This is a genomic window from Mucilaginibacter sp. P5_A6 (assembly GCF_056400585.1).
The window spans coordinates 294,216-310,281 of sequence record NZ_JBFUKZ010000002.1 but is presented as its reverse complement, the minus strand read 5'-3'; the positions used below and the strand labels follow the sequence as shown (position 1 = coordinate 310,281).

Genomic DNA, 16,066 nt, shown 5'->3' with positions numbered 1-16,066 from the left:
GAGACCATGAAATTATTAGAAAAGATAACATTAGGAAAAGAAATATTGCAGAACGCCATTGCGATGGCACCTATGACACGCAGCCGGGCTAACATTGAGGGGGTCGTATCAGAGCTGACTGTATTATACTATACGCAGCGTGCCAATGCCGGGCTCATCCTTACGGAGGCCATCAATATCTCGGAACAGGCGTTGGGCAGCCCATTTACGCCTGGCCTATACAGCGGGGAGCAAATTGAGGCCTGGAAGAAAGTGACCCAATCGGTTCACGACAAAGGAGGTGTTATGTACGCGCAGTTATGGCATACCGGCCGTGTCGGGCATTCGGTAGATAGAAAGGGAAAACTTCCTGTAGCACCATCGGCAGTAGGGATAAAAGGGCAGCAGCATTTCACCTCCCAGGGAATGAAAGATTACGAAACTCCACAGGAATTAACTACCGCAGAGATCAAGCAGATCGTAAAGGATTACGGTCAGGCTGCCAAAAATGCTATCGCTGCCGGTTTCGATGGAGTTGAATTACATGCAGCATTCGGATATTTACCTAACCAATTTTTATCGGAAAGTGCAAACCTCCGGACTGATGAGTATGGTGGCAGCATTGAGAACAGGAACCGCTTTGTGTTGGATGTTATGCAGGAACTGGTTGATGCGTCGGGAAGCGATAAAGTTGGCATTAAGCTATCGCCAACTGTCCATTATAACAATATAGAAAACAGTGATCCTGTTGCTCAATTCAAACCTTTGATCGAAGCATTGAATGAATTACCATTGGCCTATATTCATCTGATGAATGGCTTGTTCCCTTTGGATAATTACCCGCACTACCCTAAGAATGCTGTGGAAACATTCGGGAGTATAAGTAAACACCTGGTCATCGCCAATGGCGGGTTCAATAAAGATAGCGGGAAAGCAGAACTGGAAAAGGGAATCGCTAAAATAATCTCTTACGGCTCATTACTTCTTGCCAACCCCGATTTGCCTAGACGGTTTGAATTGAATGCTGAGCTAAATGTACCGGACGTAGCTACAATGTATGGTGGAGGAGAAAAGGGGTATACCGATTATCCGTTCTTGAAAGATTGATCCTGAAGCTACCTTTCACGAAGTGGTAGTTTCGAATACATTTGGATAAAATCAACGGGATACTATAAGGATCTCGGCCCCACGTCTTACATGGCATGAGTCCTTTTAGTATTTAAACTGATTAATAAAGTCGGGAGTGAGATCCCCGGCTTTTATCGGTTTAAGTATTTTGTTATCGGAGTATATTTGGCCATAAATGCTTGTCGCGTTTTTCCGAAACTGGGCTCGAACCGATTAAGTCAGCTTTGCTATTTTCTGTAAATCTTGGACAATGTGGTTCAAAAAAAGCTTCATAAGGCTCTATTGATTTATGTAACGCTGACCAGGCACCGCGAAACAGCTTAGGATGTCTCGCAATACCTTTTTATACCCAGTTTCAATTATTAAAATGCTGCCCATATTTTATAATATTGGCTTCGAGATCATGAAAAAAATCTGATACGACTCATTTAATTCATTTCCAACACGCTAACTTCAAAATATTGATTATTTCTTCTTATGGGTTCATTCTTTTAAACATTCCCTGTATTTCAGCTGGTGTTGCTTTCGATAGCATTTCGCTATATCCAAAAGTCAATTCATTTTTGCCTTCTTCCAGTTGTTGAAACACTCCATTAATAAAATCACCAACAGAAGGATGCTCGCTGTGCAACCCTTTACCTCCCAGGTCAGTGTTGAGGGCTGGCGGAATCAATTCGATGACCTCTATATTTTTTGATTTTAGCAAATGCCTCAATGAAAGGGTAAACGAGTGAAAAAAAGCTTTTGTGGCGCAATAAACGGGCACTTTTGTAAGCGGCGCAAATGCCAGGCCGGAAGTTACATTGATGACAGTATCCAATGATTTGATTTCGGTAAAGAGCGAAGTCAAATGTAGCGGAGCTAAAACATTTATTTGAATTTCATTTTTTGCTTTATCATAAAAGCTTTTATCTGAAATATCCATCCAGTTTTGAATGCCTGCATTGTTTACCAATACGTTCAAATCACTGTGATGTTCAGCAATCCAATGATAAATTTCCATCCGCCCGGATTCCTCTGATAGGTCGCAAACCTTTGTTATTACTGCCGGGAATTTGTCTGATACTTCTTTCAGCGCTTCTTTCCTTCTGCCACAAATGATAACCTGGTTATTTTCCTGAATAAATCTTTCAGTCAATCCCAAACCGATGCCAGTGGCTCCGCCAGTGATTAAAATTTTGTTGTTTGATAATTTCATTAGTTTTTGTTAAAATTAAATGTTCTTAAAAGACTCTGTTTTTACTTCAATGCCTTTCATAGCCTCAGTAAATGTCCTTACTTTATTGAAGGACAAAGTTCCTGATACTTTCGGGCAAGGCCGTTATATGGATTCCTGTTTTGTTTACCATTATTCCGATTGTAGACAAGAAAGGTGTATAATAAAATTGGTAACGGTAGCTGCCACAATGCTTATGGATGTATTCACGAAGTAGTCTACAAAAAAACAGACTATAAACTCAGCAATTTTTCGGCATTCTTATAACCGATTTTTTCTTTGGCCTCTTGTGAAATAGGTGCTGTTTCAAGAAATTGCCTGGTGTTTTTATCTATTAAATAAGGATAGTCACCTGAATAGATAATTTTATCTAGCCCCAACTCATCAATCACATATTTAAGTTGAGCGTTAGAAAAAAGCCCGCTGGGTGTGATATAGATATTGCTTTTATAATAGTCGGAAATCTTGCGGTCTAATTTTAAAGTCTTGCTTAATTGATCGTCTAAGCGATTCAGGAAAAAAGGAACCAGTTCGCCCCAATGTCCTGAAATTAGTATCAGATCTGGTAGTTTGTCAAAAATGGCCGAAGCAATTAATCGGACAATTGCAATCCCTGAATCTAAATGCCAGCCATACCCTGCTGATGCAAACATAGCCCCTGCAACGGCAGGCCAGCTATCACTCTGATAATAGTGCGCGGCGATATTTTTTGAGATGAAACCAGGGTGCATATATACAGGCACCTTTAATTCCCGGGCTTTGGAAAAAATGGGTAAAAATTCATGTTCATCAAAAAAGCGACCATTGAAAGTTCCTGAAAGCATTGCGCCTTTAAAACCTAATTCTTTCACAGTCCGGTTCAATTCTTCCCCGGCTGCAGTTGGATCAGCAACGGGCAAATTGGCAAAGCCGGCAAACCTTGTTGGGTGCAGTTTTATCAAATTAGCTAATTCATCATTGGCTTCCTGGCAAAGTTCAATAGCTAAGGTTTTGTCTGTTATATTTTGAGGGCCTCCGGCACCATACGAAAGCACCTGCATGTCGATGCCGCTCTCATCCATAAATTTTATCCGCCGCTCCCCAACATCTTCCATATCATCGCTGGTTGGCCCAATTTTCATTAGCTCCTTTTGCACTTCATCGTTGGGCGCTACCCCTCCATTTTCTTTGATGTTGAATGCGGTTACTTTTTGCGAGATGCTTTTCAGGATAAAATGCTCCTCAATGGTAATGATTTTCTTTATTGGCATCATGTTTATTTTAGTGATGATTTGAACCAGACCCGTCGTAATGGAGCCCTGCTCTTTTATATAAGAACCCGGTATTTTACTCCCAAAGCTTTTTTTAGGGATACGTTAGCTAAAGAAATTATTTACCTACACCGTCATATACCTCTTTTACAATTTCTGACGCAGAAATAAGTTTAGGCCAGCCTGCATAAAATGCCAGTTGAGTCAATGCTTCACCCATTTCCTGCCTGGTAATGCCGTGCTCAACAGCCCTGCCCATGTACATTCCCAGAAATTGAATATCCCCGGCTGCGATCATTGCACATACCGTTGCCAGGCTTCTGCTTCTTGATGATAATCCAGCACGTAGCCAAACTTCGCCATACAATAATTCATTGGTGTACTTAGCAAAACCTTCTGCTATTGGGGCGATGTTTTGTTGAATGAAAGCTACCCTGTTTTCGTCGCCCGGTAAAGCTTCATTTTTATCAAGCGTCAGTGGGTCGATTGAAGGTAATTCTGCTTGTGATATTCCATAGTTTGCAAATACATCTTTTGCAACAGCCACAGCCGACATGGCGTTAGGCACTCCCGAATAGAAAGCAAGGTGAGTAATAATCTCTGAAAGTTCGCCAGGTGTAATACCGTTGTTCAGCGCTTTAATAAAGTAATGGGGCATTGCATTACTTTGGTTTCTTGCTATCAGGCTTGATAAAGTAACTATGCAACGGTCATGCTTTGATAACCCGGGGCGTTCCCAAACCTCGCCGACTAATTTTTCAGCAATATACTTGCCTAGTGGAGGAGAGATGCTACTTACATCAGCGCTTGAAAATGCAGGTTTAGGCGCTGTTGCACCGGTGCTGTTAATTTTAAGCGCTTTTACGATGGCTTCCCCTACACTTGCGGCAGATTGCGGATTTTGACCCGTGATCAACCTGCCATCAATAGCGATGTTGTTGTTCCAATTAGGCGCGTGCTTGTAAACAGCGCCGTGGTTAATTAAAGCATCCTGCAGCAGGAATGGAACTACATTGGTTGACTGCACTTCTTCCTCTTCGCCATTAGTAAAACCTGCCACATTTTTACCCGAGATCAAATATGAGCCATCACTTAGTTTTACATTTACCAAAGCCGCAGGGCCGTGGCAAACTGCCGAAACAATTTTCCCGGACTCATAAAACTCCGGTACTAACTTTAAGACTGCGGGACTATCAGCAAAATCCCACATGGTTCCGTGACCACCTGCAAAAAATATGGCGTCATAGTCTGAAGCTTTTGCATCATCTAATATCAGGGTATTCGCGATAGCCTTACGAAAATCAGCATCTGCCCAATATTTGGCATTAACCGGATCATTGAAATCCTCTAAGCCATCTAATGGGGCTTCGCCGCCTTTTATAGATGCAATATCAACAACAACACCGCTTGCTTCCAATTTTTCCAGCGGATGGGAAACTTCGCTTAGGTTAAATCCTGTTGGGATACCTGTAGCTCCTTTTACATTACAGCTTGTTACTACGAACAAGACTTTTTTTGAACCGTTTTCTTTGTTCATTTCGTTTTTCTTATGGGGATTTATTTAGATAATTATTATAGTGCCTGAAAAAAATCAATCAGCTTTGGTACAATCTGATTTACATATTCAGGTATGTCGTAAAGGGCAATGTGAGTTGCACCTTCTACAATGAATAATTCTTTTTTGCCTTTTGCGAGGCTGTAGGCCTGTTCGCTGAACAATCTGGTATCAGCTTTACTTCCGGCAATTAAAAGAATGGGTTGCGTAAGCAACGTGCTGATTTGGTCAAAGGCCGAGAAGGCTATCATTCTGTCTGTGCCGGTAAATAAATATTTATTCACGGAATTTGGATGTTGTCCCCTTGGCGTTTTATAATAGTCATGACCTTCTCTCCATAGATCGGGGGTATTTTCATTGATCTCTTCTTTTGTTTCAGGTACCCAGTGCACGTAAAGGAGTTCTCCGCCATTTGCCTCTACAGTGCGCTGTTGCCCTACATTTTTTAGCATATCCAGCAAAACAGAAGCGGGTGTTTCGTTTCCAAGAAAGTTTCGGAAGCCTTCACCCATAGGTGCTGCACTAATCGTTGCTACTGCTTTAAAGCGATGTTCTGTTTGTGCCACGCTGATGGCATAACCGCCACCTGCACAAATCCCGAACACTCCCATGCGGTCGGTATCAATGTAAGGAAGCGTTGATAAATAATCGGCACCAGCACGGGCGTCTTCCACTCTGGCAGTAGGCTCTTCCAGGTAACGGGGCTCTCCTTCGCTTGCTCCCTGGTACGAAGCATCAAACGTCAATACTACAAATCCATGTTCCGCCAGCCGTGAAGCATACATCCCGATGGTTTGTTCTTTTACGCCGCCGGCAGGGTGGATACATACAATAGCGGGATATTTTTTTGTTTCAATAAAACCCTCCGGCAGATGTATTTCGGCTGCCATCTTCAGGTCTTTGTTTTTAAAACTTCTTGCTTTTTTCATTCTGGTAAATTGAATGCTTCGTTTTTAAGGATGTAAATGAACTGTGAATGATGCCATCGGTGGGGCAAATTTGGGGTGAGCCTGTCTTTAGCGCCCAGTACAATTATATCATTGATTTTTCCCAGGCACCCTGGGTATCAACTCCCGCCTTTGCTGCCAATGACTCTATCTTTTCTATTTCCTGAATAGTTAAAATAATTTTAGTGGCATTTAAAGCGTCTTCAATTTGTGAAGTTTTAGTAATGCCGATAATGGGCAAGGTGTTTTTAGAAATGGCCCACGCAATGGCAACCTGGGCAACGGAAGCATTTTTGCCGACGCCAATTTCTTTCATTACATCGGTTAATTCTTCTACTTGCGGAAGTACTTTATTGTAGGTATTTGCTCTGGCACTACCTTCGGGAAGCGGGTTCCGGGTGTTATATTTGCCAGATAATGTACCTTGTTCCAACACCATATAAGCAAAGAAAGTGATGTCATGTGTTTTGCAATAGTCAATGATTCCGGCATCTTCGGATGAACGGTATAAAAGACTATAATGGTTTTGAACGGCGGAAATACTAAAGCCTGCTTTTGCGAGGATACTATTTGCCAGTTTAATTTCTTCCAGGTTATGGTTAGATACCCCAACGCTTTTTATTTTTCCGCTTTTAAGCAGCGGAATCAGTTCAGGAGTCCATTTACTAACGTCGGTGGGGTTATGAATCCAGTAAATGTCTATATAGTCTGTTCCCAAACGCTCCAAACTGCTATTCAGCATTTCCTCGACAGGGTTGCTGGAAGAACCTGCCATTTGTGGAGTGAACTTGGTAGATAACAGGATGTCCTCGCGCGGATATTGCTTTACAAATTCACCTAAAATGGATTCGGATGAGCCCATGCCATAAGCCGCAGCAGTATCCCACAGATTAAACCCAGCCTTCATTGCTGTATCAAACACCTGCTTCAAATCCCCCGCGTTAAGGTTGTTGCCGAAAACCTGGTCGCCTCCCGCTAAGCCTGTTCCCCATGACCAGGTACCTAATGCTATTGATGGTAAGTTTTTCATTTCTCTTTATTTTTACTGTTTTTGCAGAACTATATCCAATGATTCAATAGATCATTGGACGGAGCGAAGTTCTTTATACTTTTGCATCAGATAGTTATACAGATTCCTGTTTCTCTTACCATTATTTCTGTTCAGGAGTATTTCTGTAAGATTGTTTGCAATACTTAATCTAATTTCACCTCAAATAACCGAAGTCATGGGAAATCCTCTTAGAATTGAAAGCGTGGCTCAGATCAATAACGACCGGGGACAGAAGACCTTGCATCCTTTGGTTAGCGTTCTTGACCAGTCACTGTCGAAGCCTGTAAAGGAGGCACGTTATATTTCGGACGTATACATGATCTTTTTAAAAGACGAGAAGTGCGGGGAGATGAAATATGGCCGCAATCACTACGACTACGAAGAGGGAACGCTCCTTTTTATTGCACCCGGGCAGGTATTTGGTTTTGAGGAAAGCGAAAACATGATACAACCAACGGGGTGGGGATTGTTCTTTCATCCCGATTTGATCCGTGGGACCCATCTTGGCAAATGCATTAACGAATACAGTTTTTTCTCTTACGATGTCAATGAAGCGCTTCACGTATCCGATGCAGAAAGAGAAATAGTGCTGGAGTGTTTTAATAAGATCCGATATGAATTAGCTCACCCAATTGATAAGCACAGCAGGACGTTGATCGTCAGTAACATCGAAATGTTCCTGAATTATTCTGTCCGGTTTTACGACAGGCAGTTCCTTACAAGAGAACATATTCATAAGGATGTATTGACTGGATTTGAGGGATTACTGAACGATTACTTCCAGTCGGAAAGGCTGCAAACCCTGGGATTGCCTTCAGTTTCGTATTGTGCAGCCCAACTCAATCTGTCTCCAAAATATTTCGGAGATCTGGTAAAAAAAGAAACTGGGAAATCAGCACAGGAGTACATACAGCTAAAACTGATTGATGCTGCGAAAGAACAGATACTCGATATAAGTAAATCAGTAAGTGAGGTTGCTTATAAGCTTGGCTTCAAGTATCCCTCACATTTTACCCGTTTCTTTAAACAGCATGTTGGGCATTCACCTAATGAATACCGGAATTCATTGAATTGATAGATAAGCGCAATGCATTTGAATAAAAAAGGCCTTACGACTTTGTTTCATAAGGCCTGAGCATGTCAAAAAATAGTTAATAATTTTAACAAATAAACGGACATTCTTAAGATGGGATATTAAAAGCGACTTTACCTAAAGCGACAAAACGGACTTAATTTGGAGATTCTGATGAATGAGACCACACCGTTTCGGCGCAAGAACTGTTTACTACTATCTGCACAAGTGGTTCTTTTGTGTCAGAGATCCACCCTTTTGTACTAACAGCAGTTATTTATTGGAGCGTAATTTTGTACTGTAAATTTTAATTAAATGCAGCAGCAAAATAAACTCAAAAGATCCATTATCAATGCCCAGCTTATCGATAGCACTTTGCCCATTACTTTGGCATTAGCTAAAGCCCCATTTACAAAAGGGATTAAGGGCATGGATTTCTTTTCAACAAAAACACTGTACGAGTTTACACTTCGAATAAATCGTATCACCAGTAATTCTGAAAAACAGTGGGGAACGATGACGCCCGATCAAATGCTGCATCATCTTAACCTGGCAACCGGCAGCGCATTGGGTTACTATGATCTTCCGGATAAAAGTTATTTGCTGTCAAGAACTGTATTTAAATGGATATTGGTTGATGAATAGGATTGCAAATTGCTAAAGCTGCACTTGCCGCAGGCAATAAAGTTGTTGCAACAGGTAGAGATATGGGTAAAGTAACAAAAGCTATCGCTGACGTTACCGGTAATTTGTTGGTGATAAAAATGGATGTAACTAATCCAAAAGAAATAGATACAGGAGTAAATTCAGCCATTGAGAAATTCGGAACAATTGATGTGCTGGTTAATAATGCGGGCAACTTTTATGCAGGCTTTTTTGAAGAGTTAAGCCAGGATCAGGTTGAGCGGCAAATAGCTACTAATTTGTTTGGTCCCATGAATGTAACAAGGGCTGTTTTGCCTGTTATGAGAAAAAGCAAATCAGGGCATATCATATCCATTTCATCTACTGCCGGTTTAGTTGGTTATGAACTTTGTTCAGCCTATGCTGCATCCAAGTTTGGTTTAGAGGGTTGGATGGAATCTTTACAAATGGAGGTTGCACCATTTGGCATACATACTACCATTGTAGATCCCGGATTTTTCAGAACGAACTTGCTGGAACCATCTTCAACAATCTGGTCAGAAAATCAGGTAGAAGATTATGCGGCCCGTATTGCAGCACTCCGCCCATTTTGGAAAAGCACGAGCGGACAACAAGGCGGTGATCCTGCTAAATTAGCAACAGCATTGCTTGAAATTGCGAGTGAAAACACGCCTCCAAAACGTTGGATGGCGGGAGCAGATAGCATTGCAGAAGCAGAAAGAAAGGCGAAAGAACTACAGGAACAAGCTAATACTTATCGTGCCTTATCTTCATCTTTAGCATATGAGTAATGGCACAATCAAAAATAGAGGCTAATATACAGGCACATATCAGAAATGTTTAACTTTATAGAATGACATTGTTTAAAGGCTTTGAGTCATTCAATAAATATGTAGGGTTGCCGCAACCCTTAGACACCAACATTGACATTGGTTACTATGACGTTCCTAAAATGCGTTTGAAATCGGAACCAGTATCAATTGACTTTTACCGCATCTCCGTCAAGAGCAATTTCATTGATAAATCCGTTTCCGACTTTGATCCGGGCAATCCTAAACCAGTTACGGCCGTTTTCTTTAACAGCCCCGGACAGCCAAACGGCTGGGACATAGAACCTGCATTCAATGGACTGTATTTACAGATTTCTAAGAACCTGATCGAGGAAAACCGTTTTTTGTTCAAAAACTACCTTGACTATGGCGAGCATGAACCATTACATTTAACAGAAAAAGAAGAACAAGAAATCAGGACCATTTTTTACATGATGCTGAAATACTATAATAGCAGAAAAGAAAACTTTGAGGTTTTACTTTCTTATGTTCATGTTTTAGTTTCGTTAGTGGAAGCATTTTATAAAAGACAACTCTCGTCAAATCCAGTACAATACAGTCCCGTCGTATCGGGGTTTCAGCAACTCCTGGTAAATTATTACAATCAACCACTTAAAAATATTCCTACAGTTCAATATTTCGCCGATAAATTAGGTTTAACACCAAACTATTTAGGCGACATCATTAAACACTTTACTCAAAAATCACCTCTTGAAAATATTCACGAATTTGTGATCAGGAAAGCAAAAGAGATGCTTGAAAAAAGAAGTGATTTAAACAATACCGAAATTGCTTATGAGCTTGGCTTTGAATACCCAAATTACTTTGCTAAGTTTTTCAAGAAGCAAGTTAATTTGACCCCGAAAGAATACAGGCTGCAAGTAACCGACAAGCTTTTGGATAAGCAACGGCTTTAGGCCGTTTTTTTTGTAACAGTAATTTGTTTCCTTCTTTGTAGTGATTTCTACCCTTCTGCCATGTTGGTGCTTTATAGTTTTGTCTTTAGAATCAACACTTTAAGATCAAAAGAAATGGTAGAAACAAAAAAAGTATTACTAATCAATACACATTTAACATATCCTAACTGGACAGAAGGAACATTAAACAATGCTTTCCATCAGGTTGCAAAGGATTTTTTTACATCACAAGCATTTGATGTTCTGGAAACAACCGTTGAAGACGGTTACAATCCTGAAGAAGAAGTACAAAAGCATTTAGAAGCCGATATGGTGATTTTACAAATGCCGGTAAACTGGTTCGGCGCACCCTGGATCTATAAAAAGTATGTTGACGAAGTTTTCAATTCCGGGTTGTTCAGTAAAGCATTCCTGTCTGATGACGGCAGAACTAAAGACGACCCGACAAAGCAATACGGAACAGGCGGACACCTGCAGGGGAAAAAATTCATGATCTGTGCAACCTGGAATGCACCGGCGGAAGCATTTGACAACCCTGCACAACAATTGCTGCAAGGAAAAAGCGCAGCAGACCTTTTCCTTAACATTACCAGCAATTACCGTTTTTGTGGTTATGAAATCATGGACGGCTACAATTGCTTTGACATTTTCAGAAGAAGCGACATTGCCAAAGACCTTGAAAACTATCCGTCACACCTAAATGAAGTTTTTGAGTTAAAACAATTTTCTAATCAAGAAGTATTAAATTAGGCAATAAAGTTTTTGGCCGAAGATAGGAGCGCAGCACCTCCGCCAAAGGCACTACAATCTGTTGCCTGCTTAAATTTAAAGTAGCTACCTCAGTACACGCTTTACGATGTTATCCAAGCTTTGAAAACCTGGGGAATCAATCATAGGAAAAAAGTTATCTGCTGATTTTAGTTTACTGGTAACCGGGATTACACAGGGATATCAGTTTGATATAAATTGAAATTGGGAAGTTGGTTTTAAACCGACTTCCCAATTTCTTAACATAATAATTTATTAGATACTCAAAGCAATTAAAGCAACGAATATGCTTATTACCTCATGGAATTGTTTACTGATTGACTATCTACAAACTGTTCAAAACTTATAATTCTTCCATCTTTCAATTTCCATACATGCGCAACCCTTGCTTCAAATGGTTTACCTGCTATTTTATAAGTCCCTGTGTAGGTGCCATAGGCTACCACCTTATCTTCGTTGGCCACATAGTCTTCCGGTGTAAATTTATAATCTATCCATTCGCTGCCTAAGCGGCTGAAAACATTTTTAGTGATGCTATCCAGGCCGATGTAAATTCCGCCATAAGGAAATCCTTTGGCTTCTGTCCAACTGATATTATCAGCTACATATTTAGCCAGATTTTTACCATTTTCCTCGGACGTTTTACCCTCGTAGGTGCTCCTTACGATCTCTAAGTTTGTCATTTTTTTTTATTTAAAGAACAACCTGACAGCGCGATAAACACTGCCAGATTGAACAGGATTGATAATTTTACCATTTCATTTCGCCTGTGTTTACTTTTGCACCTATTTGCAAGGCGATGTCAAAAGTAAGCGCGGAATATTTTGCTTTTAACGCGGCAATCAGTGCCGCTGATGTTTTGTTGGTTTTCAAAGCTTCTTCGTAGAACTGGATATAATCTTTTGTATGCTTCACTGCGCTTTCGTCGAACGGACTTGCAGAATTAGCGTGGGCGGGAACCACGACAGCAGGATGTAATGCCTCAATTTTGTCTAAAACGCTGATCCATTCTTTACGGGCTTCCGTTGTTTGTGCATCAGCCATCCAAAGATGGAAAGTGGTTCCAAAAACATTAATACCACCTATCACGGCTTTGATAGAAGGTATCCAGACAAAAGTTTTAGCCGGAAATTCTTCTAAACCAATGATCTCTAATTTCTGGCCTTCCAGGTCAATGCTGTTTCCTTTCAGAACCTGCGGTAAAACAACGTTTGAAGTAACTTTATTACCCAATTGCCCACCCCAGACATCTAATTTCTTTTGAGCCGTCGCTTTGATGTGCTCTACGGTTGCCGGTGATGCATAAGCGGTTACTTCCGGGAAATATTTCTTGAATACTTCCAACCCGAAGTAAAAATCAGGGTCGCCATAAGAAACATAAATAGCGGTTAATTTTTTACCTGAATTTTTTATTTCCTGGGCTACCTTTTCAGCGTCTGCCAGGGTAAATTGTGCGTCGATCAGAACCGCATCTGTTTTTCCTGATACAATAACTGAAGCTACACCAAAACTATTTTCTGATGCGTTGTAAACCTGTAGCTTTAGATTGTTTGCTTCAATAGTTTTGAAACTTTGTGCCTGTACGTCCATTTTGAATAAGATTAAGATGATTAAAAAAGTTGCTGAAATAACTGGTTTCATTTTTTTGTTTTTAATGACGATGCAAAGATGCGGTCATCAGATACCTAAAAATGTTGAACAAGTTCAATAAATAAAATTCAGCCTATCTTTTTATGGGCAACTTTGTTTCTTATTTTACTCAAAAACTCATGACTGATGCCTAAGTAAGCCGCGATCTGAAGATTAGAAAGTCGCCTGAAGAGTTGGGGGTATCTTTCTATAAACTCAGCATAGCGTTGATCGGCAGTTTTACCTAAATTATCGATCATTCTTCTTTGGAGGGCGACATGGGTCTTTTGGGTCATTACCCGGAATAACTTCTCTATTTTGGGTAAATTTGCATAAGCAAACTCCTTGTCTTTTTTTGAAATTAAAAGCACCTCACTATCTTCAATAGCTTCAATAAAAAGCTGCGATGGTCTTTCATTAGTAAAGCTGTCAATATCTGTGATCCACCAATTTTCTATGGCAAAATAAAGTATTTGCTCTGCTGCGTTTTTGTCAATGTGATACACCCGGAATATCCCTTTGGTGACAAAGCCCTCAAACCTGCAAACCTCGCCAGCGCTTAAAAGTATTTGTTTTTTGCTTACTTTCTTCAATTCAAACAGCGTCATAAAGCTGGAAAGTTCCGCCTCAGTAAGATGAACATGCTGTTCAATATTTTCGTGTAGCAATTGGTACATAGTAAATGATTCTATCAATTTTGAAGATCTTTTGGGCAATAATCCGGTTTGTTCCGGCAAGTTACCGATTTGGGCTGAATGAACAGGTCATCATTTGCTTACCTAAAGGTAACTGCTTTTCTTTGGGTAACCGCTTACTTTTTGATGGCATAAGACCTGATTTTGATCAGCTACCCAAAATGAATTTCCCGGATGTTTCGGATATGCTGGCCAGATACAAGGCGCGGGCAGTATGCGAGAAGTTGGATACCCATGGCCATTATATGGCCCCTATAACATATTCCCAGATGCAAGTGCTTGAACAGGCCGGCGGCGGACAGCCGCACGGGTTGTTGTTTCTCCTCCATAATACATTTCAGGTTCTTTTATCTGTCCTTATGTGCCTGAAAACTACCGTTTTTTCTTTCCAAACTGTGGTGATATTTTCATACTTGGGTATAATTAAATAGTGCGGATGTATAAACTTCCATCTAAACCCGTGCGTTACATCAGGCCTTTATGTATTATCTGCGCCAGCCAGGTTATTTTGCTTTCAAATTGCGGAAACCTTCCAAAAAGAATGATTTCCTGATCAAAGCTCTTGAAAACCGTTTGTAAGGTCTCTGCTAAAAACTGGCTGTCTTCCTCGTTTAGTTCCGCTATTTCCTTGTTTTCCATAGCCCACCTGATCATGAGCTTCACGGCTAAAATCTCTTCTTCAGACATAATACGTGACTGCATAATCAGCAGCGATGGATCCTGCCTCATGTCTTCTATAATCAGGCTGTATTTTAAAACCAACTCGCGCAGGCGTTTGACTTTCAGCTCGTTAAACGATTCAATATTGGCTGAAAAAGAACGGCGCTTACTTATCGTGGCTTTACTTTCCTCAAGGCATTGGGAAAACATTTTGTGACACAACGCATCAAGCACCTCTGTTTTATTCTTAAAATAATGATAAAGTGTACTTCGGCCTTTTTTGCATTCATTTGATATATCCTGCATAGATACCCTTACAAAGCCGTAACGCTCAAATACCACACCGGCTGCCGCGATGATCTCTTCCCTTATGCTGTCGTTTTGATCTGCTTTCATGATTCGACAAAAATACAAATTTTGTTGGTGGTTTTTTTGTCATTAATGACTTGCCGGATTATGCAAGATTAATAATATGACACAATTATTAAAAAATCACAAAAACAAATACTGTATAATTGTCGAAAATATCTGAGCGGCGATAAAACTTACTATTGAGCTTTATTTTAACTTTTTAAAGCTTTATGCGATGCTCTTTAAGATTAATAAACAGTGGAATAGTAATCGACAGAAACACAAATAATGTTCAATTTAATTATATGAAAACCAAACTTACACTTGCGGGAGCAATGATAGCCGGTATCTGGATTTCCGGCTGCTCAGGCAAAAAAGAGCAAAAGAACGGGCTGGACACGTTAGCGGTAAACGTATTCAATTTGAGTGCGGAATCCACGTCAACCACAGACCGGATCGTTTACGACGGAACACTTGAAGCTGAAAAGACAATCGATTTAAGCTTCCAGGTTTCCGGAACTATTCTGTCATTCCCGATACTAACCGGCGATTACGTTAAAAAAGGACAACTGGTAGGAGCTGTAGATGAAACAGTATACCGTAACCAGTATAACGCGCAGTTGGCGCAGGTTAAACTTGCCGAAGAAAACTATATCCGTATCAACGATGTATTTAAAAAAGGTAGCATTTCCGAAATAAAAATGCTGGAAGCCAGGTCAAATTATGAACAGGCAACCTCCGCCGCCCGCGCAACTTACCAGAATATAGTTCATACGCATCTTTATGCACCGGTAAGCGGATATGTTGGTGAAAAGAAAGCCGAAGCGGGAGCTGTTGCCAATCCAGGGCAGCCGGTTTTGCAGCTGCTGGACACCCGTTCGGTGAAGGTGCTGGTTGCGGTGCCCGAGAGTGAAATCAATCACTATAAAGCAGGAACTCCGGCTACGGTAAAAATTGATGCATTAGGGGATCAGCCTTTGCAGGGCAAGGTATCCGAAGTTGGCGTTTTAGCGCTTAACGGCAGCGCTAATTATAACCTTAAAATATCGCTGGCTAATAACGATATGAAGCTAAGGCCCGGCATGCTTTGCAAAGTGGTGTTTAACAAAAACGCCGGTGCTGTCGCCCCCTCTAATGATGTTAAAGAAGTTATTGTTCCCGTGCAATCCGTTCAGGTGGACGAAAAAGGGGCCAGCTTTCTCTATGTAATGAGCGCAGCGCATAAGGCAGTACGGAAAGATGTAATTACCGGTCAGCTTTACAGTAACGGCATCACGATCAAATCCGGGCTATCGGGTAATGAGCAGGTGATCACCTCGGGTTACCAGAAACTTGCCGATCAAACCCCTGTCATTGTCAGTAAATAAGCCCAT

Annotated in this window: 16 protein-coding genes; 7 read left to right on the top strand and 9 right to left on the bottom strand. The window is 40.9% G+C overall.

The genetic code is table 11. From position 1 onward, the window contains the following. Window positions 1-6: 6 nt before the first annotated feature. A complete protein-coding gene (locus tag AC1DO4_RS03370) occupies window positions 7-1,086 on the top strand; it encodes an alkene reductase (RefSeq protein WP_477412968.1) in 1,080 nt (359 codons plus the stop codon). A gap of 496 nt (window positions 1,087-1,582) precedes the next feature. On the opposite strand, the gene AC1DO4_RS03365 is transcribed toward AC1DO4_RS03370, so the two are convergent. The 5 genes from AC1DO4_RS03365 to AC1DO4_RS03345 all read right to left on the bottom strand — a co-directional run bounded on the left by AC1DO4_RS03365 (window position 1,583) and on the right by AC1DO4_RS03345 (window position 7,105). Next, window positions 1,583-2,305, bottom strand: coding sequence for an SDR family oxidoreductase (locus AC1DO4_RS03365; protein WP_477412966.1), 723 nt, complete (start codon window positions 2,303-2,305; stop codon window positions 1,583-1,585). A 251-nt stretch (window positions 2,306-2,556) separates the two neighbouring features. Beyond that, window positions 2,557-3,576 carry an amidohydrolase family protein gene (locus AC1DO4_RS03360; RefSeq protein WP_477412964.1) on the bottom strand — a complete coding sequence of 340 codons (1,020 nt, stop codon included), beginning with the start codon at window positions 3,574-3,576 and terminating at the stop codon, window positions 2,557-2,559. 115 nt (window positions 3,577-3,691) lie between these two features. Continuing rightward, entirely contained in the window at window positions 3,692-5,110 is a 1,419-nt protein-coding gene (locus AC1DO4_RS03355) for a carboxymuconolactone decarboxylase family protein (protein ID WP_477412961.1), read from the bottom strand. 35 nt (window positions 5,111-5,145) lie between these two features. Further along, complete coding sequence (locus AC1DO4_RS03350) at window positions 5,146-6,057, bottom strand: alpha/beta hydrolase (protein ID WP_477412959.1); 912 nt, start codon at window positions 6,055-6,057, stop codon at window positions 5,146-5,148. 103 nt (window positions 6,058-6,160) lie between these two features. Continuing rightward, a complete protein-coding gene (locus tag AC1DO4_RS03345; protein WP_477412957.1) occupies window positions 6,161-7,105 on the bottom strand; it encodes an aldo/keto reductase in 945 nt (314 codons plus the stop codon). Between the two features lie 196 nt (window positions 7,106-7,301). On the opposite strand from AC1DO4_RS03345, the gene AC1DO4_RS03340 reads away from it, so the two are divergent. From AC1DO4_RS03340 to AC1DO4_RS03320, 5 genes are all read left to right on the top strand, one after another. Further along, window positions 7,302-8,201 (top strand): helix-turn-helix domain-containing protein, encoded by a 900-nt coding sequence (locus AC1DO4_RS03340; protein ID WP_477412955.1) that lies wholly within the window; start codon window positions 7,302-7,304, stop codon window positions 8,199-8,201. Between the two features lie 312 nt (window positions 8,202-8,513). Further along, entirely contained in the window at window positions 8,514-8,843 is a 330-nt protein-coding gene (locus AC1DO4_RS03335; protein WP_477412953.1) for a hypothetical protein, read from the top strand. A 2-nt stretch (window positions 8,844-8,845) separates the two neighbouring features. Further along, window positions 8,846-9,634 (top strand): SDR family oxidoreductase, encoded by a 789-nt coding sequence (locus tag AC1DO4_RS03330; protein ID WP_477412951.1) that lies wholly within the window; start codon window positions 8,846-8,848, stop codon window positions 9,632-9,634. A gap of 62 nt (window positions 9,635-9,696) precedes the next feature. Then, window positions 9,697-10,590, top strand: coding sequence for a helix-turn-helix domain-containing protein (locus tag AC1DO4_RS03325; RefSeq protein WP_477412949.1), 894 nt, complete (start codon window positions 9,697-9,699; stop codon window positions 10,588-10,590). Between the two features lie 114 nt (window positions 10,591-10,704). Beyond that, window positions 10,705-11,340 carry an NAD(P)H-dependent oxidoreductase gene (locus tag AC1DO4_RS03320; RefSeq protein WP_477412947.1) on the top strand — a complete coding sequence of 212 codons (636 nt, stop codon included), beginning with the start codon at window positions 10,705-10,707 and terminating at the stop codon, window positions 11,338-11,340. A 311-nt stretch (window positions 11,341-11,651) separates the two neighbouring features. Here AC1DO4_RS03320 and AC1DO4_RS03315 read toward each other — a convergent pair whose 3' ends face one another. The 4 genes from AC1DO4_RS03315 to AC1DO4_RS03300 form a co-directional block, all read right to left on the bottom strand. Continuing rightward, window positions 11,652-12,041, bottom strand: coding sequence for a nuclear transport factor 2 family protein (locus AC1DO4_RS03315; RefSeq protein WP_477412945.1), 390 nt, complete (start codon window positions 12,039-12,041; stop codon window positions 11,652-11,654). Window positions 12,042-12,108: 67 nt separating this feature from the next. Then, window positions 12,109-12,999 (bottom strand): MBL fold metallo-hydrolase, encoded by an 891-nt coding sequence (locus tag AC1DO4_RS03310; protein WP_477412943.1) that lies wholly within the window; start codon window positions 12,997-12,999, stop codon window positions 12,109-12,111. 77 nt (window positions 13,000-13,076) lie between these two features. After that, window positions 13,077-13,655: a Crp/Fnr family transcriptional regulator gene (locus AC1DO4_RS03305; protein ID WP_477412941.1), complete on the bottom strand. Its 579-nt coding sequence runs from the start codon at window positions 13,653-13,655 to the stop codon at window positions 13,077-13,079. A 492-nt stretch (window positions 13,656-14,147) separates the two neighbouring features. Further along, window positions 14,148-14,738 (bottom strand): TetR/AcrR family transcriptional regulator, encoded by a 591-nt coding sequence (locus AC1DO4_RS03300; protein ID WP_477412939.1) that lies wholly within the window; start codon window positions 14,736-14,738, stop codon window positions 14,148-14,150. Between the two features lie 260 nt (window positions 14,739-14,998). Here AC1DO4_RS03300 and AC1DO4_RS03295 point away from each other — a divergent pair, with 260 nt between their 5' ends. Then, window positions 14,999-16,060 carry an efflux RND transporter periplasmic adaptor subunit gene (locus AC1DO4_RS03295; protein ID WP_477412937.1) on the top strand — a complete coding sequence of 354 codons (1,062 nt, stop codon included), beginning with the start codon at window positions 14,999-15,001 and terminating at the stop codon, window positions 16,058-16,060. Window positions 16,061-16,066: the final 6 nt, after the last annotated feature.